The 25,060-nt window shown below is 76.6% G+C and carries 21 protein-coding genes; 5 read left to right on the top strand and 16 right to left on the bottom strand.

Features of this window, described 5'->3' with window-relative positions; all coding sequences use genetic code 11:
* Nucleotides 1-61 precede the first annotated feature (61 nt).
* A complete protein-coding gene (locus ACSUPR_RS00640; RefSeq protein ID WP_436888557.1) occupies nucleotides 62-1,429 on the top strand; it encodes an MFS transporter in 1,368 nt (455 codons plus the stop codon).
* 87 nt (nucleotides 1,430-1,516) lie between these two features.
* On the opposite strand, the gene ACSUPR_RS00635 is transcribed toward ACSUPR_RS00640, so the two are convergent.
* Nucleotides 1,517-2,305, bottom strand: a complete 789-nt coding sequence (locus ACSUPR_RS00635) for an isocitrate lyase/PEP mutase family protein (RefSeq protein ID WP_436888555.1) — start codon at nucleotides 2,303-2,305, stop codon at nucleotides 1,517-1,519.
* A gap of 320 nt (nucleotides 2,306-2,625) precedes the next feature.
* A complete protein-coding gene (locus ACSUPR_RS00630) occupies nucleotides 2,626-3,231 on the bottom strand; it encodes a hypothetical protein (RefSeq protein ID WP_436888553.1) in 606 nt (201 codons plus the stop codon).
* A 264-nt stretch (nucleotides 3,232-3,495) separates the two neighbouring features.
* On the opposite strand from ACSUPR_RS00630, the gene ACSUPR_RS00625 reads away from it, so the two are divergent.
* The gene (locus ACSUPR_RS00625; protein ID WP_436888552.1) at nucleotides 3,496-3,771 is read left to right on the top strand and encodes a BON domain-containing protein; all 276 of its coding nucleotides are present in this window, start codon (nucleotides 3,496-3,498) and stop codon (nucleotides 3,769-3,771) included.
* A gap of 21 nt (nucleotides 3,772-3,792) precedes the next feature.
* On the opposite strand, the gene gndA is transcribed toward ACSUPR_RS00625, so the two are convergent.
* Nucleotides 3,793-5,232, bottom strand: a complete 1,440-nt coding sequence (gene gndA / locus ACSUPR_RS00620; RefSeq protein WP_436888550.1) for an NADP-dependent phosphogluconate dehydrogenase — start codon at nucleotides 5,230-5,232, stop codon at nucleotides 3,793-3,795.
* Between the two features lie 315 nt (nucleotides 5,233-5,547).
* Between gndA and ACSUPR_RS00615 the strand changes: the two genes are divergently transcribed.
* Nucleotides 5,548-6,513, top strand: a complete 966-nt coding sequence (locus tag ACSUPR_RS00615; protein WP_436888548.1) for an aldo/keto reductase — start codon at nucleotides 5,548-5,550, stop codon at nucleotides 6,511-6,513.
* Nucleotides 6,514-6,557: 44 nt separating this feature from the next.
* Nucleotides 6,558-8,273 (top strand): dihydroxyacetone kinase subunit DhaK, encoded by a 1,716-nt coding sequence (locus ACSUPR_RS00610; RefSeq protein WP_436888546.1) that lies wholly within the window; start codon nucleotides 6,558-6,560, stop codon nucleotides 8,271-8,273.
* Nucleotides 8,274-8,577: 304 nt separating this feature from the next.
* Here the strand turns inward: ACSUPR_RS00610 and ACSUPR_RS00605 are convergent, their stop codons facing one another.
* The 7 genes from ACSUPR_RS00605 to ACSUPR_RS00575 form a co-directional block, all read right to left on the bottom strand.
* The gene (locus tag ACSUPR_RS00605; RefSeq protein ID WP_436888545.1) at nucleotides 8,578-9,096 is read right to left on the bottom strand and encodes an SMI1/KNR4 family protein; all 519 of its coding nucleotides are present in this window, start codon (nucleotides 9,094-9,096) and stop codon (nucleotides 8,578-8,580) included.
* Nucleotides 9,097-9,167: 71 nt separating this feature from the next.
* A complete protein-coding gene (locus tag ACSUPR_RS00600; protein ID WP_436888544.1) occupies nucleotides 9,168-10,628 on the bottom strand; it encodes an aldehyde dehydrogenase family protein in 1,461 nt (486 codons plus the stop codon).
* 64 nt (nucleotides 10,629-10,692) lie between these two features.
* A complete protein-coding gene (locus ACSUPR_RS00595) occupies nucleotides 10,693-11,874 on the bottom strand; it encodes a thiolase family protein (protein WP_436888542.1) in 1,182 nt (393 codons plus the stop codon).
* Nucleotides 11,871-12,599, bottom strand: a complete 729-nt coding sequence (locus ACSUPR_RS00590; protein ID WP_436892185.1) for a CoA-transferase subunit beta — start codon at nucleotides 12,597-12,599, stop codon at nucleotides 11,871-11,873. The genes ACSUPR_RS00595 and ACSUPR_RS00590 overlap by 4 nt, the downstream gene beginning before the upstream one ends.
* A 32-nt stretch (nucleotides 12,600-12,631) precedes the next feature.
* Nucleotides 12,632-13,456 (bottom strand): CoA transferase subunit A, encoded by an 825-nt coding sequence (locus ACSUPR_RS00585; protein WP_436888540.1) that lies wholly within the window; start codon nucleotides 13,454-13,456, stop codon nucleotides 12,632-12,634.
* Between the two features lie 428 nt (nucleotides 13,457-13,884).
* Complete coding sequence (locus tag ACSUPR_RS00580; protein ID WP_436888538.1) at nucleotides 13,885-14,415, bottom strand: hypothetical protein; 531 nt, start codon at nucleotides 14,413-14,415, stop codon at nucleotides 13,885-13,887.
* Nucleotides 14,416-14,662: 247 nt separating this feature from the next.
* On the bottom strand, nucleotides 14,663-15,619 hold the full coding sequence (locus ACSUPR_RS00575) for an alpha/beta hydrolase (RefSeq protein WP_436888537.1): 957 nt from the start codon (nucleotides 15,617-15,619) through the stop codon (nucleotides 14,663-14,665).
* Between the two features lie 171 nt (nucleotides 15,620-15,790).
* Here ACSUPR_RS00575 and ACSUPR_RS00570 point away from each other — a divergent pair, with 171 nt between their 5' ends.
* Nucleotides 15,791-16,714: an aminoglycoside phosphotransferase family protein gene (locus ACSUPR_RS00570; protein ID WP_436888535.1), complete on the top strand. Its 924-nt coding sequence runs from the start codon at nucleotides 15,791-15,793 to the stop codon at nucleotides 16,712-16,714.
* A gap of 49 nt (nucleotides 16,715-16,763) precedes the next feature.
* Here the strand turns inward: ACSUPR_RS00570 and ACSUPR_RS00565 are convergent, their stop codons facing one another.
* The 6 genes from ACSUPR_RS00565 to ACSUPR_RS00540 all read right to left on the bottom strand — a co-directional run bounded on the left by ACSUPR_RS00565 (nucleotide 16,764) and on the right by ACSUPR_RS00540 (nucleotide 24,919).
* Nucleotides 16,764-18,110, bottom strand: coding sequence for a CoA transferase (locus ACSUPR_RS00565; RefSeq protein WP_436888533.1), 1,347 nt, complete (start codon nucleotides 18,108-18,110; stop codon nucleotides 16,764-16,766).
* A 259-nt stretch (nucleotides 18,111-18,369) separates the two neighbouring features.
* Nucleotides 18,370-20,172, bottom strand: coding sequence for an ABC transporter ATP-binding protein (locus ACSUPR_RS00560; RefSeq protein ID WP_436888532.1), 1,803 nt, complete (start codon nucleotides 20,170-20,172; stop codon nucleotides 18,370-18,372).
* Nucleotides 20,169-21,926, bottom strand: a complete 1,758-nt coding sequence (locus ACSUPR_RS00555) for an ATP-binding cassette domain-containing protein (protein WP_436888530.1) — start codon at nucleotides 21,924-21,926, stop codon at nucleotides 20,169-20,171. The genes ACSUPR_RS00560 and ACSUPR_RS00555 overlap by 4 nt, the downstream gene beginning before the upstream one ends.
* Before the next feature lie 52 nt (nucleotides 21,927-21,978).
* Nucleotides 21,979-23,001 (bottom strand): ABC transporter substrate-binding protein, encoded by a 1,023-nt coding sequence (locus ACSUPR_RS00550; RefSeq protein WP_436888528.1) that lies wholly within the window; start codon nucleotides 22,999-23,001, stop codon nucleotides 21,979-21,981.
* Entirely contained in the window at nucleotides 22,998-23,810 is an 813-nt protein-coding gene (locus tag ACSUPR_RS00545; protein ID WP_436888527.1) for an ABC transporter ATP-binding protein, read from the bottom strand. The genes ACSUPR_RS00550 and ACSUPR_RS00545 overlap by 4 nt, the downstream gene beginning before the upstream one ends.
* Nucleotides 23,807-24,919, bottom strand: coding sequence for a FecCD family ABC transporter permease (locus ACSUPR_RS00540; RefSeq protein WP_436888526.1), 1,113 nt, complete (start codon nucleotides 24,917-24,919; stop codon nucleotides 23,807-23,809). The genes ACSUPR_RS00545 and ACSUPR_RS00540 overlap by 4 nt, the downstream gene beginning before the upstream one ends.
* Nucleotides 24,920-25,060 lie beyond the last annotated feature (141 nt).

Raw genomic sequence — 25,060 nt, 5'->3', positions numbered from 1 at the left:
ACCGTGCCGCACCGCGGCGGCCGCCCGCGCGAAAGCGCATCCACCTCGGAGAAGGGAAGTCATGGGTTCTCCACCCGCAGAGGGCTTCGCCCCGCGCTTCGCCCTGCCCGTCGTCCTGGGGCCCGCCCTGAACTCCGTCAACACCACCATGATCGCCGTCGCACTCGTGCCGATCGCCGAGGCGACCGGCACCTCCGCCTCGGAGGTCGTCCTGCTGGTGGCGAGCATCTACCTCGCGAGCGCGGTCGCCCAGCCCGTCCTGGGAAGACTCGTGGACCTGTACGGCCCCAGGAGGGTCTACGTCCTGGGGATGGCCGTCACCGCGGTCGCCGGGCTGGTCCCCCTCGCGTTCCCGACGTTCGCCGGAGCACTCGTCTCCCGCGTCGTGATCGGGATCGGCACGTCCGGGGTGTACCCGGCGGTGATGACGTCGATCAGGAACCGGTCCGCGGCCTCGGGGCGGGAGGCGCCCAGGGCGCTGTTCGCCGCGGTCTCCGTCTCGGGCCTGGTCAGCGCCTCGGTCGGCCCGGTTCTGGGCGGGGTGCTCGTGGAGTACCTGGGCTGGCAGTCGATCTTCGCCGTGAACGCGCCCTACGCCGTGGTCGCGATGGTGACGGCGCTGCTGTGGCTGCCCCCGGACCGGACCCACGTCCGGCCGGCGGGCGCCGACGGCCGGCGGCCGCTCGACCTCCCGGGCGTCCTGCTGTTCACGGTCGCGGCCGGGTCGGCGCTGGCCGCCGTCCTCGGACTCGGCCCGGACCGGCACCTGCTCGTGCCGGTCGCCGTGGCAGCGGCGGCGGGGCTCTTCCTCTGGGAGCGGCGGCACCCGCTGCCGTTCCTGGACCTTCGCATGCTCGCCGCCCGCCCGGAGCTCCTGCGCACCTACGCACGGCTGTTCCTGGTGCACACATGCGTGTACCTCGTGATCTACGGGTTGACGCCCTGGCTGCAGTCCGCCGCCGGGTACGCGGCCGACACGGCCGGGTGGATGCAGGTGCCCGCGGTCGTCCTGGCGGGGGCGGCGGCGGCCCTGGTCGCCCGGAGCCGGGGCATCCGCGCCCCGCTGGTCGCCGCGGCGGCCGTCCCCGTCGCGGGCGGCCTGCTCCTGACCGTCGTCACGGACACGGCACCGGTGTGGTTCCTCCTGGTCGTCATGGCGCTCTTCGGACCCCCGCAGGGGTTCTCGGCCGTGTCCAACCAGGTGGCGATCCAGGGGCAGGCGCCCGAGGGGACCATGGGGTCCGTCAGCGGCATGTCGCGCACGGCGATCCAGGTCGGGGCGATCACGGCTTCGAGCGTCATCGGCTCGGCCTTCGGGCCGCAGATCACCGACGCCGGGCTCCACCTGATCGGCTGGACCATCGTCGCGCTGGCCGCCTCGGCGCTGCTGCTGACCGTCACCGACCCCGCCCTGCGGCGCCCCTCCTGAGCGGAGGCCGTGCTCCGCCGGGCGGCGTCCCGGTCACCGCAGGAGCCGCAGCCGGACGGAGGCCGCACGGCCCCGTCCCCGCGGCGATCACCGCGCTTCCCCTGGCCGGGGCTGCTCGGGCGGTGCGTCGGCGAGGGACTGCACGTCCCCGTAGGAGATGACCTCGGGCGGTCGGCGCCCCTCGTGGACGGCCAGGGCGGTGTCCAGGGCCCGGTCGAGGGCGGCACGGTAGAGCAGGGAGCCGGTGCTGATCCGGGCCACCCCCAGTTCTGCCAGCCGGTGGCGGTCCAGGGCCGGGGAGGCGAGGACGTTGAGGGGCAGGGCGATCTCGACGGCGATGGCCTCGATGTCGCCGGGGTCGGCGACCCCGGGTGCGAACACGCCGTCCGCGCCCGCCTCGGCGTAGGCCGCCAGCCGCGCGAGCGAGTCGCCGAGGTCGGTGCCGCCGAGCCAGTGGACGTCGGTGCGGGCGTTGACGAAGACGGCCGGGGCGGCCTCCTTGATCGCGGTGATCTTGCGGGCCGCCGCCTCGGGGTCGATCAGCTCCCCGCGGGTGCTGTCCTCGATGTTCACCCCGTCGACGCCCAGACCGGCGACGAACTCGGCGACGGCCGCCGGGTCGTCGGAGAAGCCGTCCTCGATGTCGACCGTCACGTACCGGCCCAGGTGCGCGCCGGCCAGGTCCCGGGCGAGGCGGGCGGTGGCCTCCCCGGCGCTGCGGGAGGCGTCGGCCAGGCCGTGGGCGGCGGCGACCCCCAGGCTGGTGGTCCCGATCGCCGGGAAGTCCTGCCGGGCGAGCAGCCGGGCCGAGGCGACGTCCCAGGCGTTGGGCAGGACGAACGGCCGGCCGGGCCGGTGGAGATCTGCGAACGACATGGAGTGCGCACCTCTCTGCGGGCGGATCCGCTGCGATACCGCCATGCTAGGCCCGCCCGCCGACGGGCCGCCTGCGGCTCGGCGACGCGGTCCCACTCTTGCCGGTCGGTCATCGCGGCCCCCGCCAGCGGCCGAAGCAGGAGCGCCACCGGTGGAGCTCCGCGCGGTCGGCGGGCCAGGGCACCCGGGGGTCGGGGGCGAGCTCGATGTCGTCGATCGGCAGGTCGATGTGGCGGAACCCGGGGCCGCGCGCACCGGAGGGGTCCCCGGCCCGGCGCCTACGCGTGCCGCCAGGGCCCGCACATCCCCGTCGAACGCGCTCACGGCAACAGCCCCCGCACCGCGTCGGCGCCCAGGCGGCGCACATCCCACAGCAGCCCCGCGGTGTCCAGGACCTCCGGCGCGGGGTCGGGTCCGGTCACGCCCGTCCCCGCCAGCGCGGCCGGGACGGCGACCGGAACGCCCAGCACGGCGGCGAACCCGCGCAGCAGCTCCGCGTCCAGGGACCGCGTCCCGCGCCCCACCAGGCCGATGGTCGAGGCCGCCTTGTACACCCCCGACAGCAGGAACATCACCTTGGACGCCGAGGTCGGCCCCAGGTTGCGCAGGGCGAGCATCCGCACCAGCAGGCCGCCCGGACCCGGCGGGCACCGCTCGAAAACGCTCGGTTCCCGGGGCAGGACCGGAGGCGCCGCGGGCAGGGATCGGGCGCGCTCCCGCAGCCGCCGCCGGTCGGCGGCGGGCAGGGCGAGCGAGTACCGTACCAGTCCGGGCAGTTCCGGCTGGGCCGCCCGGTCCCGCGGCCACGCGTCGTCCGGCAGCGGCCGCCCCTCCACCAGGCGCAGGTCGTCCTCGCGGAGCCCGGGGAACCGCGAGGGCGGCCCGTCGGCGGACCGGGGGCCGGGGCCTGCGGTGGGGTCGTCCATGGGACCTCCGGGGGGCGGGGGAATGCAGCCTATGCGGGCGGGGGAACGAAAGCCCCAATGGACCCGTCCGGAAGCAGCACCAGAGCCGGACCGAATCTGCGCCGGTCACCGGTCGGGCGTGGGGACGAAATACCCCAGAGAACCACGAAGCTCCGTCCCCGCCGGGGCACGGGGGGCGGACCCTTGGCTCCGGCCGCCGGTGACCAGGAGGATGTCCGGAGCGGGACGTACGTTCGTGCCCGCCGGAAGAGGAAGGGGATCTCGATGGCCGGTGCCACCCAGAGCGCGCTTTCGGACCGACTCATCGGTTCCAAGATCCGCGGGGACCTGGTCGAACGGCTGGGCCTGCCCGAGGAGGCGGTCACCGTCGAGAGCAACGGGGGCCGGGTGACCCTGTCCTCGGTGCTCCCCGTCACCGAGGAGCAGCGGCGCGACGCCGTCGGGATCGCCGCCGCCACCCACGGGGTGGTCAGCGTCTCCGCCGAGGGCCTGGTCGTCGACCGGGCCCCGCAGCAGCGTTCCGCGGACGAGGCCGGGTAGCGCCGCGGGACCCGGCCGCCCTCAGGCCCCGACCTCGGAGCGGTCGCCGCCCCAGAGGGTGTGGAAACCCCCCTCCCGGTCGGTGCGGCGGTAGGTGTGCGCGCCGAAGTAGTCCCGCTGCGCCTGGGTGAGCGCGGCGGGCAGTCGGTCCGCGCGCACCCCGTCGTAGTACGCCAGCGCCGCGGCGAAGCCCGGCACCGGCACCCCCTGGGCGACCGCGGTGGACACGACCGCCCGCCAGTCGTCCTGGGCCCGGCCGATCTCCCGGGCGAACTCCCCGTCCGACAGCAGCGACACCAGGCCCGGGTCGGCCTCGTAGGCGGCGGTGATCCGGTCCAGGAACGCGGCCCGGATGATGCACCCCGCCCGCCAGATCCGCGCCACCGCGCCCGCGTCGATCCCCCAGTCGTACTCCGCGCTCGCGGCGGCGATCTGGTGGAACCCCTGGGTGTACGACACGATCTTGGACGCGTACAGCGCCTGCTCCACCCGGTCGGCGAACGCGGCGGCCTCGTCCGGCGACAACACCCCGGGGGTCGGCCCCGCCAGCCCGCGGGAGGCGGCGCGCAGGCCGGCGTGCCCCGACAGCGACCGGGCGAACACCGCCTCGGCGATGCCCGACACCGGGACCCCCAGGTCCAGGGCGGTCTGCACCGTCCAGCGGCCGGTGCCCTTCTGCTCGGCCCGGTCCAGCACCACGTCCACGAACGGCTTCCCGGTGGCGGCGTCCACGTGGGACAGCACCTCGGCGGTGATCTCGATGAGGTAGGAGTCCAGGCGCCCGGTGTTCCAGCGCCGGAACACGTCGGCGATCTGCTCCGGGGTGTACCCGGCCACGTCGCGGAGCAGCTGGTAGGCCTCGCCGATCAGCTCCATGTCCGCGTACTCGATGCCGTTGTGCACCATCTTCACGAAGTGCCCGGCGCCGTCGGGGCCCACGTGGGTGACGCAGGGGGCGCCGTCGTCGGCCTTGGCGGCGATCCGCTCCAGCATGGGGCCCAGCGACCCGTACGACTCCACCGATCCGCCGGGCATGATGCTCGGCCCGTGCAGCGCGCCCTCCTCGCCGCCCGAGACCCCGGTGCCGACGAAGTGGATGCCGCGCCCGCGCAGTTCGCGCTCGCGGCGCCGGGTGTCGGCGAAGTGCGCGTTGCCGCCGTCGACGATCATGTCGCCGGGCTCCAGCAGCGGGGCGAACTCGGCGATGACCGCGTCGGTGGGCTCCCCGGCCTTGACCATGACGACGATCCGCCGCGGCCGCTCCAGGGCCGCCACGAACTCCTCGGCGGTCTCCGCGGCGACGAAGTCGCCCTCGTCGCCGAACTCCTCCACCAGTGCGCGGGTGCGCGCCGCCGTCCGGTTGTGCACGGCCACCGTGTAGCCGTTGCGCGCGAAGTTGCGGGCGAGGTTGCGCCCCATCACCGCGAGGCCGGTGACACCGATCTGAGCCGTGTTGCCCATGTTCGTCCACTCCTGGACCGAGAACCCGAATCCTCTCGACCGATCGCCGCCCGGCGGGCCGTGGCGCGCGATCCGTCCGTACCCCTCGGACCCTACAAGCGCCGGTCGCCGCGGTACGGCCTGCACGCGCCGGAGATCCGGTGCGAAAGGCCACCCCGCACCCCGGAATCCCGCTGGGCGCCGCGACGTTCACCACCGGATCGCGGGAAGGGGCCCGGGCTCGTGGAAATCGGCGCCCGCATCCCCCAGGATGGGGCCGGTGCGGGCGGACCGCCGCCCGCACGCGACCGCCGAACACCGCCCGGAAGGCCCCTCTTGACTCCGACACCACGGACCGCACCGTCCCCGCGCATCGGCCTGGGGCTGGCCGCCGTCGGCCGCCCCGGCTACATCAACCTGGGGCGGGACGCGGACCTGCCCGCCGTCCGCTCGCCCGAGGCCCTGCGGGAGCGGGCCTTCGCCCTGATGGACGCCGCGTACGACCGCGGCGTGCGCTACTTCGACGCCGCCCGCTCCTACGGCCGGGCGGAGGAGTTCCTGGCCGGGTGGCTGGCGGCCCGCCCCGGGGCGGCGGACGCGGTGGTCGGCAGCAAGTGGGGCTACACCTACACCGCCGGCTGGCGCACCGACGCGGACGTCCACGAGGTCAAGGACCACGGCACCGCCGCCTACCGCCGCCAGCTCGCCGAGACCCGGGCCCTGCTCGGCGACCGGCTCGGCCTCTACCAGATCCACTCGGTGACCCCCGAGAGCCCGGCGCTCGGCGACACCGCGCTGCACGGGGAGCTGGCCCGGCTCGCCGCCGAGGGCGTCACCGTGGGGCTGTCCACCAGCGGCCCCCGCCAGGCCGACACCATCCGCGCGGCCCTCGAGGTCACCGTGGACGGGCGGCCGCTGTTCGACAGCGTCCAGAGCACCTACAACCTGCTGGAGCCCTCGGCGGGCGGGGCTCTGGCCGAGGCGCACGCCGACGGCCGCACGGTGATCGTCAAGGAGGCCGTGGCCAACGGCCGCCTGGCCGCGCCCGGGGCCGTGCCGGGCCCGGTGGCGGAGATCGCCCGCGAGACGGGTACCACGGGCGACGCGGTCGCGATCGCCGTCGTCCTCACCCGCCCCTGGGCCGACACCGTGCTCTCCGGGGCCGCCACCGTCGACCAGCTCACCGCCAACCTCCGCGCCGCCGACCTGGACCTGGGCCCCGACCTGCCGGACCGGCTCGCCGCCCTGGCCGAACCCGCCGAGGACTACTGGGCCCGGCGGTCGCGGCTGCCCTGGCACTGAACACGACCGCCCGCCACCGCACACCTTCGAACGGAGCACCGCCGATGACCCACTTCCTGCCGACCGCCGAGCCGGTGGCGACCGCCGCGCGCGGCCTCGCCCTGGCCCACCCCGGCCTCGTCGAGGTCCACCGGGACCCGCTCTTCCTGCGCGCCCTGTCCAGTGCGCCCGGCCGGACCGTCGCCCTGGTCTCGGGCGGCGGTTCGGGGCACGAGCCGCTGCACACCGGCCTGCTGGGACCCGGCGGCCTGGACGCCGTCTGCCCCGGCGAGGTCTTCGCCTCCCCGCACAACCGCCAGATCCACGCGGCCTGCACGGCCGTCGCCAAGGACGGCGGCGTCCTGCTCATCGTCAAGAACTACACCGGTGACGTCATCAACTTCGGGATCGCCGCCGAGCGCCTGCGCCACGACGGCGTCCCCGTCGCCACCGTCCTGGTCGACGACGACCTGGCCACCGACGGCGGGGACACCGCCACCGGCCGCCGCGGCACCGCGGCGACCGTCGTCCTGGAGAAGCTGCTCGGCGCCCGCGCCGACCAGGGCGCCGGGCTCGAGGAGCTCGCCGGGCTGGGCGCGCGGATCGTGGCGGCCTCGCGCAGCCTGGCGGTCGCCGCCCGGGCCCAGACCGCTCCGGGGACCGGGGAGCCGGCCTTCGCCCTGGACCCGGGGACCCTGGAGTACGGGGTCGGGATCCACGGCGAGCGCGGCACCGGCACCATCGCGCGCCTGCCCGTCGACGAGCTGGTGGAGCGGATGGCCGACGACCTGCTCGCGGCGCTGCCCGCCGGGCGGGGGCGGGTGCTGGCGCTCGTCAACGGCCTGGGCGCCACCACCGGCCTGGAGCTGCACGCCATCGGATCGCTGCTGTACGACGCGCTGGCGGCGCGCGGCGCCGACCCCCTGGCGGTCGTGCCCGGGACCTTCACCGCGGCGCTGGACATGGCCGGGTTCTCCCTCACCCTCACCCGGATGGAGCCGGAGTGGGTCGGGCTGTGGACGGCGGCCGCCGACACCCCCCTGGTGCTCCCCTCCCGGACCCTGGGCGCGGGCGGCGCGGAGCCGGCCGTGGTGCGGACGGCGGCGGCACCGGAGCCCGACGGCTCCGCCGCCCCGTCCGGCCGGGCCGTCCTGGACGGCTTCGCCGAGGCCGTCACGGCGTTCCGCGACGACCTCGCCGCGCTCGACCGGCTCGTCGGCGACGGCGACTTCGGCGACAACCTCCTGGGCGGTGTGCGCAGGGCCGTATCACTGAACGGGGCCCGGGGCGGCGGCGTGTCGGCGCTGGCACGGGCGTTCCTGGACGACGTGGGCGGCACCAGCGGCCCCCTCTTCGGGCTGCTGTTCCAACAGCTCTCGACGGTGTCCTGGCCGGACGGGGACGGCGCGCCCGACGCGCGGTCGGCCGCCGATGCCGTCGCGGCCGCTCTGGCCGCGGTCCAGCGGGTGGGCGGCGCCGAGGTCGGCGACAGCACCCTGGTGGACGCGCTCGCGCCCGCTTCCCGGGCCCTGGACGCCGCCGCCCGCGACGGTGCGGACGCCCCCTTCACAGCGGCGGCCGAGGCCGCGGCCTGGGGTGCGCGGGGCACGGCGGACCTGGCCCCCCGGCGCGGGCGCGCCAGCTATGTGGGCGAGCGCGCCGCGGGGGTCCCCGACCCCGGTGCCCTGGGGGTGGCCCTGCTGTTCTCGGTGCTGGCCCGGGTCTACGAGCCCGACGCGGCCGCGGGCCTGCCCGACCTGAGGGAGATCGCCGCCCGCTGAACCTGATCCGGCCCCGGGGCGCCCCGGGGCCGGGCGGGGCGCCCGACATTCCGCTGCCCGGGCACGGAGGGGCCGGGCAGCGCGCACCCGGCCCCCGCAGCCCGCCGGGCCCGGTCGCACCGGACGCCCAGGAAGTGGCCGTCGCGGCCGCCCGCCGCGCCGGGCCCCTCCCCTGACGCCGCGACGACTGGGCTGTGTTTCTTGAACCTCCGCTCCGCTCCGGTCCGCGTTCGGCGCCCCCGGAAGGCGGGAACCTTCGGCCCCACACCCCCCGCGGAACAGGACGGCACTCGAAAAACAGACCCTAGCGGCACATGCCCTGGATCATGTCGTCGAAGCCGGGGAACTCCTCCCGGGCGAGGCGGAGGATCTCCTGCGGGTCGCGCCGGGTCCCGGGGGCGTGCCGCTCGGCGATCCGCACCAGGTCGGGGTCCGGCTCGCACGGCTCGTCCCAGCCCATCGCCTCCACCGGCCCCACGCCCTGGGCCAGCAGCCACAGGAAACCGGCCACGTCCCCGGCCAGGACCGCCGTCTCCCCCTCCGATCCGAGGAAGACCACCGGCTGGGCCTCCAGCGGCGCGCCCTCGCGGACGAGCCACAGGCCGACGTACCCGCCGGCCCCCTCCACGCCGAAGAAGCGGAACTCCCCTCCGTCGGCCCCGGGGTCACCGGTCCACAGCCGGAACCACCGGGCGGTCTCGTCGGGGTTCTCGAAGGACGGGTACATCTCGAAGTCGGGCCGCGAGCCGCCTCCGTGCCCGGCCAGGGCCGCCAGGGCCGGGGGGTAGGCGGGAACGTCCGTGGAAAGCGGTGTGTCGGTCATGCGGCAGACCCTAGCGGCCCCCGGTGACACCGGCCCCGCCCCGGTGCCCGGGCGGGGCCGGCGCCGGCCGGTCAGAACGGGTACTCGGGGATGTCCGGCCGGACGGTGAGCCACTGCGTCTCGGTGAACGCCTCGATGTTGGCCCGCGCCCCGCCGAACCGGGACCCGGTGCCGGAGTCTCGCCACCCGCCGAAGGGCGCGTTGGCCTCGTCGGCGACGGTGTGCTCGTTGATGTGCAGCTTGCCGGTGTCGATGCGGTCGGCGATCCGCATGGCCTCGCCGACCTCCCCCAGCAGGGCGACCGACAGCGCGTACTCGGAGTCGTCGACCAGCGCGACCGCCTCGTCGGAGGTGGAGAACGACAGCACCGGGGCGACCGGACCGAACAGCTCCTCCCGCCAGGCGGGCATGTCCGGGGCGAGGTCGCGCAGCACGGTGGGCCGGTAGAACAGCCCCTCGTGGGTGCCGCCGGCGGCGACCCTGCCGCCCGCCTCGACGGTGGCGCGGACGATGCCGTCCACCCGCTCCAGCTGGCCCCGGTCGATGATCGGCCCCAGCGCGACGGCCCCGGCGGCCGGGTCGCCCACGGGCAGGCGGTCGGCCTTCTCGGCCAGGGCAGCCACGTACTCCTCGTACAGGGACTCGTGGACGAGGTGGCGGCCGGTGCTCATGCAGATCTGCCCCTGGTGCAGGAACGACCCCATCGCCCCGGCGGAGACGGCCCGGGCCAGGTCGGCCCCGGGCAGCACGACCTGGGCGTTGTTGCCGCCCAGCTCCAGGTGGGCGCGCTTGAGGTGGCGGGCGGCCGCCTCGCCGACCTTGCGACCGGCCGGGGTGGAGCCGGTGAAGGACACCACGCGCACCGCCGGCGCGGTCACCACGGCCTCGCCGACGTCGGCGCCGCCGGGCAGCAGCTGGAGCACCCCGGTGGGCAGCCCGGCCTCCTCGAAGACGCGGACGATGGACACCCCGCCGGAGACGGTGGTGCGCGGGTCGGGCTTGAGCAGGACGGCGTTGCCCAGGGCCAGGGCGGGGGCCACCGAGCGGATCGCCAGGACCAGAGGGAAGTTGAACGGGGCGATGACGCTCACCACCCCGGCCGGGCGGCGGCGGGCGAACGACCAGTGGTCCTCGTTGGAGGTGAGGACGTCGCCGTGCGGGTGAGTTGGCAGGGCGGCCGCCTCGTGGCACTCGGCCGCCGCGATGGTGGTCTCCATGGCGGCCTTGGGCGGGACGCTGCCGGCCTCCCTGACGATCCAGCCCTGGATCTCGGCGGCGTGCCGCTCGAACAGGTCACCGGCTCGGCGCAGCACGGCGGCGCGTTCGGCGGGGGTGCGGGCGGCCCAGTCACGGCGGGCGGCGTCGGCGCGCTCGGCGGCCCTGGCGACGTCGTCGGCGGCGGCCAGGCCGATCTCGCCGAGGACCTCGCCGGTGGCGGGCGCGGTGACGGTGCGGGTGGCGGGCGCGGGCCGCCACCCGTCGGTGTGGATGCGCGCGGACCAGCGGCCGTCCGCCAGCAGGGTTTCGGTCATGGGTACGGGCCTTCCATGGGGTGGGTGGGCGGTTCGGTCGGTCGGTGGTCGTGCGGCGGTCGGGTCAGTCCGCGTGCAGGACGACGGCCAGTCCCTGGCCGACGCCGATGCACAGCGCGGCCAGGCCCCAGCCGCCGCCCCGGCGGCGCAGCCCGTGGGCCAGGGTGCCCAGGATCCGCGCGCCGGAGGCGCCCAGGGGGTGGCCGATGGCGGTGGCGCCGCCGTTCGGGTTGACGATGGCCGGGTCCAGCTCCTTCCAGGAGCGGATGCAGGCCAGGGACTGGGCGGCGAAGGCCTCGTTCAGCTCCACGACCGACAGGTCCTCCCAGCCGATCCCGGCGCGGTCCAGGGCGATCTCGGCTGCGCGGACCGGGCCGATGCCGAACACCTCGGGGTCGACCCCGGCCGCACCGCGCCCGGCGATGCGGGCCAGCGGCCGCACGCCCAGGGCGTCGGCGGCGGCGGTGTCACCGATGAGCAGTGCGGCGGCACCGTCGTTGAGCGGGGAGGCGTTGCCCGCCGTGATGGTGCCGTCCGGCCGGAAGGCGGGCTCGAGCGCGGCGAGCCGGTCGGCGGAGGTGGCGCGGATGGACTCGTCGCGGTCGAGCTCGGCGCCGGGCACCTGGACGACCTCGTCGTCGAACACGCCCTGTTCCCAGGCCCGGGCGGCCCGGGTGTGGCTCTCCAGGGCGAAGGCGTCCTGGTCGGCGCGGTCGATGCCGTGGGCGGCCGCGAGCCCCTCGGTGGCCTCGCCCAGGGACACGGTCCAGCGGGCGGGCATGCGCGGGTTGACCATGCGCCAGCCCAGGGTGGTGGAGTGCAGGGCGGCGTCGGCGGCGGGGAAGCCTCTGGCGGGTTTGGCCAGCACCCAGGGGGCGCGGCTCATGGACTCCACTCCCCCGGCCAGGGCGATGCGGGCGTCGCCGGTCTGGACGGCGCGGGCGGCCTGGACGGCCGCCTCCATGCCCGACCCGCACAGGCGGTTGACGGTGACGCCGGGAACGCTGGTGGGAAGCCCGGCCAGCAGCGCCGCCATGCGGGCGACGTTGCGGTTCTCCTCCCCCGCGCCGTTGGCGTTGCCCAGGACGACCTCGTCGACGGCCTCCCCCGCGAGGGCGGGGGTGCGCTCCATGAGGGCGCCGACCACGTGGGCCGCCAGGTCGTCGGGGCGCACACCGGACAGGGCGCCGCCGTAGCGCCCGAAGGGCGTGCGCACGGCGTCGAGGATGTGGACGTCGGTCGTCATCGGCGCTCCGTTCCGGTCAGGGACCGCAGCACGGACAGCTCGGCGGCGGTGGGCTCGGGGGTGACGGCGAGGCCGTCGGAGACCTTCAGATCCCAGCCGGTGGCGGCGCGGACCTCCTCGGCGTCCACTCCCGGGTGCACGCCGGTGAGGACCAGCTCGCGGGTGTCGGGGTCGGGTTCCAGGACGCCCAGGTCGGTGATGACGCGGGTGGGCCCCCGGCCGCGCAGGCCCAGGCGCTCGCGGTCGCCGGGGCCGGCGCCGTGGCCGACGGAGGTGACGAAGTCGACCCGGTCGACGAACGCGCGGGTGCTGTGGCGGACGATGATGACGACCTCGCCGCAGGAGGCGGCGATCTCGGGGGCGCCGCCCGCTCCGGGCAGGCGCACCTGGGGATCGGTGTAGTCGCCGATGACGGTGGTGTTGATGTTGGCGTACCGGTCGATCTGGGCGGCGCCCAGGAAGCCGACGTCGATGCGCCCGGCCTGGAGCCAGAGGTTGAACACCTCGGGCACGGAGACGACCGCGTCGGCGCTCTCGGCCAGCACGCCGTCGCCGATGGACAGCGGCAGGTGGGCGGGGACGGTGCCCAGGGTGCCGGACTCGTAGATCATCCACAGGCCGGGGGCGTGGGTGCGGCGGGCCAGGTTGGCGGCGGTGCTGGGCAGGCCGATACCGACGAAGCAGGACATGCCGTCGCCCAGGGCACGGGCCGCGGCCACGGTCATGATCTCGTCGGAGGTCCAGGTCGCGGTGGTCGTCACGGGTTCACCTCGGGTGCGGTGGGAGCGGCGGCGGTCAGGTCCGCCAGCCAGCGGGTGAAGGCCTCGCGGTCGCGCCCCACGGCGTCCCAGGACTTGTAGGCCTCGTTGTCGCGCTCGTAGTAGCCGTGCGCGTAGGAGGGGGCGGCGCCGCCGGGGACGACGCTGACGCGGTCGACCACGCGGGCGGGCAGGACGACCTGGCCGGGGACGGGTTCGAGGGTGTCGACGACCTCCTCCACGGTGACCAGCACCCGGTCGGCGGCCAGGGCGGCCTCCTTCTGGATGCCGATGATGCCCCACAGCTGGACGTTGCCCCCACGGTCGGCGCGCTGGGCGTGGATGACCGTGACGTCGGGGTTGAGGGCGGGGACGGCGGCCAGTTCCTGCCCGGTGAAGGGGCAGACGACCGTTCTGATGTGGGGGTTGTGGCCGACCAGGTCGGTTCCGCTGTACCCGCGCAGGATCGCGAAGGGCAGGCCGGAGGCGCCCGCGAGGTAGCGGTTGGCCATCCCGGCGTGGCTGTGCTCCTCGATCTCCAGGGGGGCGGGCCAGCCTGCGGTGACGGCGTCGCGGAACCGGTGCAGGGATCCGACCCCGGGGTTGCCGCCCCAGGAGAAGACGAGCTTGCGGGCGCAGCCGGCGCCGATCATCCGGTCGTACACGATGTCGGGGGTCATCCGGACCAGGGTGAGGTCGCGCAGACCCTGGCGGATGATCTCGTGACCGGCCTCGACCGGGATGAGGTGGGTGAACCCCTCCAGGGCGACCGTGTCGCCGTCGTGGACGAGTTCGGCGACCGCCTCGTCCAGTGGCGCGATCATGAAGGACCTTTCGTTCGTATAGCGAACATTTGTTCTCAAAGCGAACAATCAGTGAGACGGTAACCCCACCGCGGGACATCCGTCAAGGTCGCGGCGCGGCGGCCGGCGGGGCACCGCGCCCGGCACGGGGCCGGACCCGGCGCCCCTCCCGCACCTCGGCCCGCCTCGGGCTCGACCGGCCCCCGGTAGGCGTCGGCCAGGATCCGGAACGGCTCCGCGTACGGCCCGCCCCGCGCCGTCGGCTCCTCGTGGCCGCCCCGCTCCACCACCCTCCCCCCACCGGGCACGGCGATCGTGTCCGCCCGCCGCACCGACACCGGACGGTGCGTGATGAGCAGGACCGGCGCGTTCTCGGCCGCCGCCTGGAGCGTGTCGGACAGCCGCTTCTGCGCGCGGGGCGCCCGGGGCCGCCGCGGGCTCGTCGGCGATCACCGGGTCCGCCCGCGGGTACGGGCCCCGGCCGGCTCGGTCCGCTGCCGCTGCCCGCCGGACAGGTCCGCGCCGCCCACGAACCTCCTGTCCAGCGTGGTGTCCAGCCCCTTGGCCAGGGCGGCGACCACCTCGTCCGTGCCGCCGGGTCGCCGGGGCCCGCCCAGGGTGATGCAGCGCAGCGCCGTGAACGGCATCCGGGTGCGGTCCCGGCCCACGGGCCCGATCCGGGCGCGGACCTGCCCGGTTCGGATGTCGGAGCCGTCCACCCCGTTCCAGGTGATGGGCCCCGCGCCGGGGTGTACAGGGCCGAGATGGGCCCGGCCGGCGTGGATTCCCCGGCCCCGCGCCCACCCACCAGTGCCACCACCTCCCCTGCGGACGGCGGGGTCGGCCCCGCGCAGCGCCTCGCGCTCCTGGCCGGGGTGGGAGGAGCGGACGCCCTCGGCGGCCGGGGCCTCCGGCTCCCCGGTCAGGTCGTGGCGGCCGGGCCGCGGCGGCTCCCGGGCCCGCCCGCACACCCTGTGCACGTCCTCCGCGTACAGCCCGGGCCCGTAGGTGCGGGTGGGGCGCGGGTGAGCCGGTCCGGGGCACCGGTGCCCCGGACGCGCCACAGGGGCGCCGCATCCGGTCCGCACCGGTTCGGGTCCCGGACGGTCCGCGGCCGGCGTCGGCCTGCTCCTCCGAGGCTCCGCCCGCGGGCGCCGACACGGCACGGGTCCCGGGGCCATGGCGCTCCTCCGCGGCACCGCCGCCCCGACCGGGGCCGTCGGCGCCTCAGCGGCCGCCGGCCCCGGGGCGCCCGGGGAAGAGCGCGGCGCGCAGCGCCTCGGTCTGCGCGTGGCGGAAGTCCCGGACCACCCCGGTGTCCGCGAAGGGGATCTCGAACCCGTGGAAGGCACCCGGCACGATGCTCAGCGCGCACGGCACCCCCGCCTCCTCCAGGCGGCGGGCGTAGGCGACGTCCTCGTCGTGGAACAGGTCGTTGGTGCCCACACCGATCCACGCCGGGGGCAGCCCGGACAGGTCCCCGCGGCGCGCGGGCGCGGCGTAGGGCGACACGCCCCCGCCGCCGGGCGCGCGGCCCAGCAGGGCCTCCCAGGCGTACCGGTTGGCCGAGGGCGACCACAGGTACATGTTCTCGGTGTCGACGTCGGTGCGCAGCACCGTGCGGTCGTCCAGCATCGGGTAGACCAGCAGCTGGAACGCCGGGACCGGACCGCCCCGGTCGTGGCACAGCAGCGCCAGCGCGGCGGCCAGCCCGCCGCCGGCACTGGCCCCGCCGACCGCGATGCGCGCCGGGTCGACGCCCGGGCCGTCGGCCTCCCCGGCCATCCAGGACAGGGCGGCGTAGCAGTCCTCGAGCCCCGCGGGGGCCCGGTGGCGGGGCGCCAGCCGGTAGCGGACGGCGACCACCGTGATGCCCAGGTCGCGGGCGAACGCGACGCTGCCCCTCTCGTCCTGGACGGGGTGGCCGATGAGGTGCCCGCCGCCGTGGATCCACAGCAGCGCCGGCGCGGGGCCGGCGAGCCCGGCGGGCCGGTAGACCCAGGCCTCCACCGGCGGCGCCCCGGCGGGGCCGGGCACGGTGCGGTGCTCCACGGCGACGTCCGCGTGCACGGCCCGGGACCGCATCCGGGACGTGAGCCAGCGCATGACCCCGGCGGTCCGCGGAGTGACCGGCGGGGCGGGCAGGAAGCGGACACGGCGCAGCTCGGGATGCAGCGGGGGCACGGCGACTCCTCGGTCTTCTCCAGCCGTAGGTTATCGGCCCTCCCGGACGTTCCCCGCCGCCCGCACCGGGCAGTACGATGCGGGCATGCGTTGACCCCGGCCCGGGCGCATCCGGGCACCGCCTCCTCCTTCGCGACCCCAGGACCACCCATCGCGAAGGAGAACCCACCCGTGTCCGTATTCCCGCACATCGACGTCCCCGAGGCGCTGACCGCCTCCCACGGATCCACGCCGGGCGGCCGCGCCTGGCTCGGCGCCCTGCCCGCCCTCGTCCGCGGCCTCCTGGACCGGTGGTCGCTGCGCCCCGACGGCCCCGCCCGCAACGGCATGGCGGGGCTGGTCCTGCCGGTGGTGCGCGCCGACGGCACCGCGGCCGCGCTCAAGGTCCAGCCGGCCACCGAGGAGAGCGCCGGCACGGCCCCGGGCCTGCGCGCCTGGAACGGCGACGGCGCCGTCCGCCTGCTGGACCACGACCCGGCCACCGGCGGCCTGCTGCTGGAACGGCTGCACACCGACCGGCCGCTGTCCTCGGTGCCCGACGACGGCCGGGCCATGGAGATCCTGGCCGACCTGCTGGCCCGGCTGACCGCCGTCCCCGCCCCGGCCGGGATGCGCACCCTCGCCGACGTCGCCGCCGCGATGGTGTCCCAGGCTCCCGGGGCCGCTCCGCGGCTGCGCCGCGAGGAGGAACGCGCGCTCGTGGCCACCTGCGCCGCCGTGGTCTCCGACCTCCTCGACGCCCCCGGCGACCGGCTGCTGCACTGGGACCTGCACTACGACAACGTGCTGGCCGCCGACCGGGAGCCGTGGTTGGCCATCGACCCGGAGCCGCTGGCCGGCGACCCGGGGTTCGACCTGCTCCCGGCCCTGGACAACCGGTGGAAGGAGGTAGAGGCCACCGGCGACGTGCCGCGCGCGGTGCTGCGCCGGTTCGACCTGCTCACCGAGCGGCTGGGGCTGGACCGCTCCCGCGCCGCGGGGTGGACCCTGGGGCGTGTCCTCCAGAACGCCCTGTGGCAGGTGGAGGACGGCGACGACGTCCTGGAACCCGAACAGGTGGCCATCGCGGCGGCGATGCTGGAACACCGGCTCTGACCCCCGGGGCGGGTGCGGGACCGGCGGTTCCCGCACCCGCGCGGGTCCGTCAGCGCCAGGCCGGGAGGTCCGACCCCCACCGGGTGGGCGGGGTCGCCCAGTCGGTGGGCGCCCCGGCGTAGCCGATCGGGGAACGGGCGTACCGCAGCTCCCCGTACGGGGAGTCCGCGGTGGCCAGCCACCGCTCGGGGTCGTGGTCGCCCCCGGGCACGGGTGCGGGCTCGATGCCGTGCAGCAGCAGCCCGGCGGTCCCGGCCAGGGACAGGCGCAGGTCGCGGCCGAGGCCGTCGGCGGCCCGGTCGGTGAGGGCGCGCAGCACGGCGGCGGCCAGCAGGTAGCCGGTCCCGTGGTCCAGGGCCTGGGCGGGCAGCGCGCCGGGGGCGCCGTCCTCCCCCGCCTCGGCGGCGGCGATGCCGACCCCGGCCTGCACCAGGCTGTCGAACCCCCGCCGCCCGGCCCGGGGGCCGGACCAGCCCCAGGCGCACAGGGACGCGGTGACCACACCGGGGCGGCGTTCGGCCAGGTCCTCGGCGGACAGCCCGTACCGGTCCAGGACCCCGGGGCGGTACCCCGTGACCACCACGTCCGCCGAGGCCAGCAGCTCCTCGAACACCGCCCGGTCCTGGGGCGCACCCAGGTCCAGCAGGGTGGAGCGCTTGCCGGGTGCGGTGTCGATGTGGGTGTCGCGGTCCTCGGGCAGTGCGGGGGTGTCGACCCGCAGCACGTCGGCGCCCAGCAGGGCGAGCGTGCGCGTGGCGACCGGGCCCGCGATCACCCGGGTCAGGTCCAGCACCCGCACCCCGGCCGCAGGCAGGTCGGCGGGCCCCAGGACGCGTTCGGCGGGACCCCACATGAGCCGCTGCTCCACCAGGGGCGGCCGGGTGGGGTCGGGGTGGTCGGCCACGGCCACCGCCAGCCCCCCGGCTGCGTACACGGCCTCCTGCACCTGCCGGGCCCGCCGCCCGGCCAGTTCCCGGCCCAGCCCCTCGGCATCGGTGTCCTCCCCCAGTCCCAGGGCGGCGAGCAGGCGCCGCCGGTGGTGGGGGTAGTTGGCGTGGGTGCGCACCCAGCCGTCGGCGGTGCGCCAGAACCCGGACAGCGGCGCGAAGGGCACCATGGGGCGGCCGTCCACCCGCAGGTGGCGTTCGCTGACGAACGCGGTGGCCACCGCGCCCTCGTCCACCTCCACCGGCCGCACGTCGCCGCCGCCCCGCGCGGCCAGCAGCTCCGCGGCGGCCAGCGAGCACACCCCCACCGAGGCGCGGGCCAGCTCCCGCACCGGGAGCCGGGCGGGCAGCACCGCCCCGGCACCCCGGTAGGACACCCCTTCGTCCAGGCCTGGAGGCCCGGCCAGCGCGGACCAGAGCACGGACGTGGTCACGTCGGTTCCACCCATAGGGGCATTGTGCCCAACCGGGTCGCACCGCCCCCGGCCGGGCCCCCGGTGGCCCGACCCCACGGCCGCCCCGCCGGGCCCCGTGGCCGCTGCGGCCGACGGAGAGGACGGGGAACGGGCGGGAGCCCGCCCGGCCACGGCCCCACAGCGCGGAGGGGCGAAGCGCCCCGTTCCCGGGCTCCGCCGGCGGCCCGCCCGGCCGCGGTCCGCCCCCGGTCCAGCGGCGTCCGGGTCCGGGGAACCGGACCCGGCGCTCCCCTCACCCCGGGGCGTCCAGCTGGGGCGCGACCAGGCGCCGGTAGGCCGGGCAGTCCCGGAGCAGCTCGTCGTGGGTGCCCTCGCCCACCGGCGTGCCCGCGTCCAGCACGATGATCCGCTCGGCGTGCACCAGCGTGCTCAGGCGGTGCGCGACGGTGATCGTGGTACGCCCCGCCCGGGCCGCGGTGATCGCCTCCTGGACGTCGTGTTCGCCGACCGCGTCGAGCTGGCTGACCGCCTCGTCCAGGATCAGCACCCGCGCCGGGTTCAGCAGGGTCCGGGCCAGGGCCAGCCGCTGGCGCTCGCCGCCGGACAGGGACCGGCCGTTGTCGGCGAGCACCGTGTCCAGGCCCCGCGGCAGCCGCCGGACGACGTCGTCCACACGGGCCTGCCGCAGCACCCGCCACAGCTCGGCGTCGCCGGGATCGCCGTCGGTGGCCAGCAGCAGGTTGTCGCGCACCGTCTCCCGGAACAGGGCCACGTCCTGGGGCAGCAGCGACACCACCCCCGGCAGCGCCCGGCGGGTGTACCCGGGCAGGGGCGCCCCGCAGACCTCGACGCCGCCCCCCGAGGGGTCCACGCTCCGGGCCAGGACCTGCGCGAACGTGGACTTGCCCGACCCCGAGCGGCCTGCGACCGCGATGTGCTCCCCGGACCGGACGCGCACGGTCAGGTCCCGTACGGCCGGGCGGGCGGAGGCCTGCGGGTCGACGTCGCTCCACCGGAAGACGACCCCCTCGGCGTGCACCCGTCCGCCCTCCTCGGGCGGTCCGGCCAGGTCCCCGTGGGAGGCGACGGGCGGCCGCGCGGCCAGCAGCGCCCCGATGCGCGCCGCGGCCTCGCCGGTGGTGCCGTAGTGGCGGGTCATCGCCGCCCACTGCAGGATCGGGGCGGTCGCCATGGTGGCCAGCACGATCGCGAAGGGCACCGCCCCGGCGGCGAGCGTCCCGCGGTCCAGCTGCCAGGCGGCGGCCGCGGCGGTGGCGACCGCCGCCAGCAGGGCCACGGCGCCCAGCACGGCGGTCTCCGCCCCGGACCGGCGGGCGTTGCGGAACTGGGCGGTGAGCAGCCGGTCGTCCAGTGCCGCCAGCCGCTCGGACCGGTTGGGCACCAGCCCGTGGCCGACGATCTCGCGGACGGCGCCGGTGTTCTCGGCGACCTCCCCGCCCAGGTCCGCCAGGGCGGTGCGGATGCGCTCCCCCTGGGGGCGCGCCCACCGCCGGGCGACCAGGGTGACGGCGACGGACAGGGCCAGCACCGGGGCCGTGGCCAGGGCGGCGGGAGGGCTCACCGCGGCCAGGGCGCCCCACAGCAGCGGGGTGGCCGCCCAGGCGGTGAGCGTGTAGACGGAGGAGTGCGCGTAGAAGATCTCCAGCGCCTCGGCGTCGGACAGTGCGGAGGTGAGCAGGTCTCCGGACCGGCGGCGGGAGAGCCCGGCGGGCGCGAGCCGGGCCAGCGCGTCGTACACCCGCAGCCGCACCCGGGCCAGCATCCGGAAGCTCAGGTCGTGGGAGAGCCAGCTCTCCAGCCAGGAGGCGGCCGACCGCAGGGCGACGGCCGCCAGCGTCGCGGCCGCCGGGCCCGCCAGGTCCGCCGGACCGCCGCCGCCCAGCACCGTGACGACGGCCCACACCCCGCCCAGGGCGGCGCCCGCCTGGGCCAGCAGCGACAGGGTGTTGAACGCGACGGCCAACAGGTACACGCCCCGGTCGTCCTCCAGGGCCGCCCACATCCCCGGCCAGGTGGCCAGCCCGGCCCCGGGCGCGGCCTCCGCCCCGGGCACCGGGATCCCCGCGCCGCTCATCGCACTCCCCCGATCCCCGCGCGCTGGGCGTCGACCAGCCGCGCCCAGTGCCCGCCCCGCCGGGCCAGCTCCCCGGGCGGCCCGAACTCCGCCACCCCGCCCCCGTCCAGGACCAGGACCAGGTCGGCGTGCGCGACCGTGGAGAGCCGGTGCGCGATGACGACCATGGTGCGCTCCCCGCGCCCGTCGCGCAGGAACCCGGTGATGAGCGCCTCGTTCTCCGCGTCCAGGGCGCTGGTGGCCTCGTCCAGGAGCAGCAACCGGGCGTCCGCGGCCAGGGCCCGGGCCAGGGCGACGCGCTGGCGCTGACCGCCCGAGAGCAGGCGACCGCCCTCGCCGACACCGGAGTCGAGCCCCCCGTCCAGGTGCGCGGCCACGTCGTCCACCCCGGCCCGCCGGACGGCCGAGGCGACCCGGGCGTCCGCCCGCGGCCCGGCGGGACCCGCCGCCAGTGCGATGTTCTCCCGGATCGTCCCCGACAGCAGGACCACGTCCTGGGCGACCCGGGCCGTGGCGCGGCGCAGCCCGGCCAGCGACAGGTCGGCCACGTCGCGCCCCTGGAGCAGGATCCGCCCGGAGTCGGGGTCCATGTCGCGCAGCAGCAGCCGCCCCAGGGTGGTCTTGCCCGCCCCGGAGGCGCCGACGACCGCGAGCACGGCCCCGGCCGGGACGGTGAACGACACGTCGCGCAGGGCGGGCTCCGCCGCCCCCGGGAAGGTGAAGTCCACGTTCTCGAAGGCCACGGCGGGCGGTCCCGTCCAGTCCACGGGTACCGCCCCGGGCCTGTCGCGGACCGGCGGCTCCGTCTCCAGCAGCCGGCTGATGGCACCGACGGCGGCGATGCCGTGGAACCCCTCGTGCCAGTACCCGCTCAGCTCCTGCTGGGGGCGGAAGCACTCGGCGGACAGGAACAGCACCAGCAGCAACGACTCCGGGGGCAGGACTCCGCGGGAGGCCTCCAGGGCCGCGGTGAGGGTGGCCCCGGCCGTCCCGACGGACATCGCCCCCGCCATGACCGCGGACACGCCCAGCGAGGCCCGCATGTTCGCGGTCGTGGCCGCGCGCAGCTCCTCGGCCGCCGCGGCCAGGTGGGCGCGCCGCCGCTCTGCGGCGCCCAGCGCCACCAGGGTCGGCAGGCCGCGGACGGTGTCGCCGACCCGGTCGGCGAACGCCTCGAACCGGTCCCAGTGGTCCCGGGCCCGGTTCCGCAGGACCAGCCGCCACAGGCGCTGGGCGAAGGGGACCGTGAGCACGCACACCAGCACCACCGCGGCCACCGGCGGGGACACCGCCACGAGCACGGCCAGCAGCCCGGCCGGGACCGCCCACGACACGAACAGCTGGGGGAGGTAGAACCCGATGTAGCCCTGGAGGTGCTCGACCCCGTCCACCGCGGTCGGCTGCACCCCGCCGCGGCCCCGCGGCCAGGTGTGGCCGGGACCCAACTCATAGATCTTGTCCATCACCCGGGCCCGGACCGCCCGTTTGACGCGGGCCGCGGTGGCGGTCGCCAGCTGGTCGCGGACCCACAGGCAGGCCCCGCGCCCGGCGGCGCAGGCGGCGGTGGCGGCCAGGGCGCCCGCCACCGCCGGCGCCCCGCCGTCCTCCCAGCGCAGCAGGGCCCCGGTCACGGCGGCCAGGCCGAAGGCCACCCCGATGGAGAAGCCGGCCGCGGCCACGGCGGCCAGGGCGGTGGCGGCGACCCCGCCGCGCACGGGGGCCAGGAACGGCCGGATCCCGCTGTTCAGGTACATCGCTGGGCCTCTCGTCGGCGGTTCGGGGGCGTCGGCCGGTGGGCGGGGCCGGTCAGAACAGGTCGGGGTGCAGCTCGGCGGCGATCCGCTCGACCGCGTCGATGTTGCCCAGGGTGCCGGGGAACAGGTCCGAGTTCGGGACCGCGACGAGCCGGTCCTCGGCGACGGCCGCCACGTCGGGGAAGGTCGCGGCCAGGTGCGCGCGGGTGGCGGCCTCGTGCTCGGCGTCGTTGACGGAGAACACGATGACCTCGGGGTCGCGCGAGGTGACCTCCTCGGGCGTGATGACGGCGGCGAAGAAGTCCGCGAAGGCGGGGTCGTCGCGGTCGAAGACGTTGTCGCCGCCGGCGCGGTCGATGATGTCGTACTCCACGCCGCCGCCGATCGCGGAGACCGTGGTGCCCTCGACGTAGAGCTGGGCGACCCCCGGCCGTTCGGCCCCCTCGAGGGTGTCGGCGACCGCCTCCAGGCGCTCGCGCCCCTGGTCGGCGAGCTCTGCGGCGCGTTCGGTGACGGAGAAGATCAGGCCGAGGTTCTCGATGTCGGTGAAGAGGTCGTCGACCGTGCCGACGGCCCGCCGGTCGAAGCAGCCGCCGGTGGCGGTGTAGGCGTTCGCGCCCGCCTCGGCGAGCTGCTCGATGCTGGCGAAGCCCTGTTCCGCGGTGAACTCGTACCCGGTGGGCGAGTAGACGAAGTCGGGGGCGACGTTGAGGAGGTCCTCGCGGGCGGGCGGGGCCTCCTCGCTGAGCACGGGGACGTCGGCGATCTGCGCGGTGACGTGCTCGTCGAGCTCGTGGTGGGCGACCTGGGCCTGTCCGACGAGGCGGTCCGCCAGCCCCAGTTCGACGAGGAGCTCGGTCTGGGAGGGGCTCAGGCCGACGGCGCTCTCGGGGGCGGCCCGGAACGTCAGCTCGGTCCCGCAGTTCTCGACGGTGACGGGGTACCCCTGGGCTGCCTCGCCCTCGGCTGCGGGCTCGGGGGCCACCGGGGTCCCGCAGGCGCTCAGCGCCAGGGCGGCGGCGCCGGTGAGGGCGAGTGCGGTCAGGGAGCGGCGGGGGGCGGACGGGTGGTTCATCTGGTTCCTTCGGTGAGGGTGCGGGAGGGGGTGCGGGGGGTGCTGGGGCGGGCCACACCGTGCAGGAGCAGGTGCGGACGGCGGGGGCCCCGGACGATGTCGGCGTCGACGCGGAAGCGGTCGCGCAGCACGTCGGGGGTGAGGACCTCGGCGGGGGTGCCGCTCCTCTCCAGGCGGCCCCCGACGAGCAGGGCGACCCGGTCGCAGTGGGCCAGGGCCAGGTCGAGGTCGTGCAGGGCGATGAGGGTGGTCAGGCCGAGCTCGCCGATGAGGTCCATGAGTTCGAGCCGGTGGGCGATGTCCAGGTGGTTGGTGGGCTCGTCCAGCACGAGCACCCGGGCCCGCTGGGTGATCGCCCGGGCCAGCAGGACCCGCTGGCGCTCCCCGCCGGACAGCTCCGCGACCTGGCGCCGGGCCAGGTCGAGCACGCCCACCCGCTCCATCGCCTCCCGGGCGATGTCCAGGTCCTCGGGGGTGTCGGGGGAGAACCCGCGGTGGTGGGGGGTGCGGCCGAGCAGGACGGACTCCAGCGCGGTGATGCCGAAGTCCTCGTGGGAGTCCTGGGCGACCACGGCGACCCGGCGGGCGACCTCGCGCGGGCGCAGGTCGCGCAGGTCGTCGCCGTCGAGCAGCACGCGCCCGGTGCTGGGCTGCAGCACCCGGCACACGGTGCGCAGCAGGGTGGACTTGCCGCTGCCGTTGGTGCCCAGGACCCCCAGGACCGACCCGGAGGCCGCCTCCAGGGAGACGTCGTGGACGACGGTCCGGCTCCCGCGGGCGACGGAGACCCCTTCCAGTGCGACCCTCATCGGTCCATCCCCACGGTCGAGGCGCGGTCGCGCCGCAGCAGCCACAGGAAGAAGGGGGCGCCCACCACGGCGGTGAGGATGCCCAGGGGGATCTCGACCGGGGCGGCGACGGTGCGGGCCATCAGGTCGGCGGCGGCGAGGAAGACGGCGCCCCCGAGCACGCTCACCGGGAGCATGACCCGGTGGTCGGTGCCCACGAGGATGCGGGCGATGTGCGGGATGATCAGGCCGACGAAGCCGATGCTGCCGCTGACCGACACGACGGCGCCCACCAGCAGGGCGGAGACCAGCAGCAGGACGGTGCGCAGCCGGTCCACGGAGACGCCCAGGGAGGCGGCGGCCTCGTCGCCCGCGAGCAGGGCGTTGATCCCGCGGACGTTGGCGCCGACGACGGCCAGCGCGACCAGCAGCGCCAGGGCGGGTGCGAGCAGGGAGCCCATGGTGGCGGCCGACACCGAGCCGAGCAGGAAGAACATGACGCTGAAGACGTTCTGCGCCTCGGTGGTCAGGGTGAGGTAGCTGGTGACGGCGCTGAACAGGGCGCCGAGCGCGACCCCGGCGAGGATGAGCCGCTGCGGGGCGATGCGGCCGTTCCTGCGGGCGAGGAGGTAGACGGCCGCGGTGGCCCCGGCGGCCCCGGCGAAGGCCGCCGTCGAGAGCGACAGCCCGCCGACGGCGCCGCCCACCACGACCAGGACCGCGCCGACGCCCGCACCGGAGGAGACGCCCAGGATGTAGGGCTCGGCGAGCGGGTTGTGCACGACGGCCTGCATGAGCGCCCCGGCCAGGGCCAGGGAGGCGCCGGCCAGGGCGGCGAGCAGGGCCCGGGGGAGCCGGAAACCCCACACCGCCTGGTCCTGGAGGACGGTGTAGGTGCCGTCGGTCATCCAGGGCATGCCCGGGACGAGGTGCCCCAGCAGCAGCCGGGCGGCGTCCAGCGGGCTCAGGTCGACCGCCCCGGTGGCGGTCGAGGCCAGGACGACGGCCACGAGCGCGAGCGCCAGGAGGAGGGAGGCGGGGAACCCGCGGCGGCCGCGGGACGGCGCCTGGCGCGGGGCCCGGGACGGGGGTGCCGGCGGCCCGGCGCGGTGCGGGCTGCGCGTGCTCATGGTCGGGGGTTCCTCTCCGGGTTCGGGGGCGTACCGCGGGGGCGGCCGGGCGCGTCCGGCCGGAGCGAGGGCGCGCCCACCACAGAAGGCAATGAAAACGGTTTTCGTTTTGCGAGTATAGACCGCCCCGAACCGGGTCGG

This window comes from Nocardiopsis dassonvillei, assembly GCF_964273065.1.
GTDB classification, from domain to species: Bacteria; Actinomycetota; Actinomycetes; order Streptosporangiales; family Streptosporangiaceae; genus Nocardiopsis; species Nocardiopsis dassonvillei_B.
Note: the sequence above shows the minus strand (reverse complement) of the source record. Positions and strands in the feature narration are given on the sequence as shown.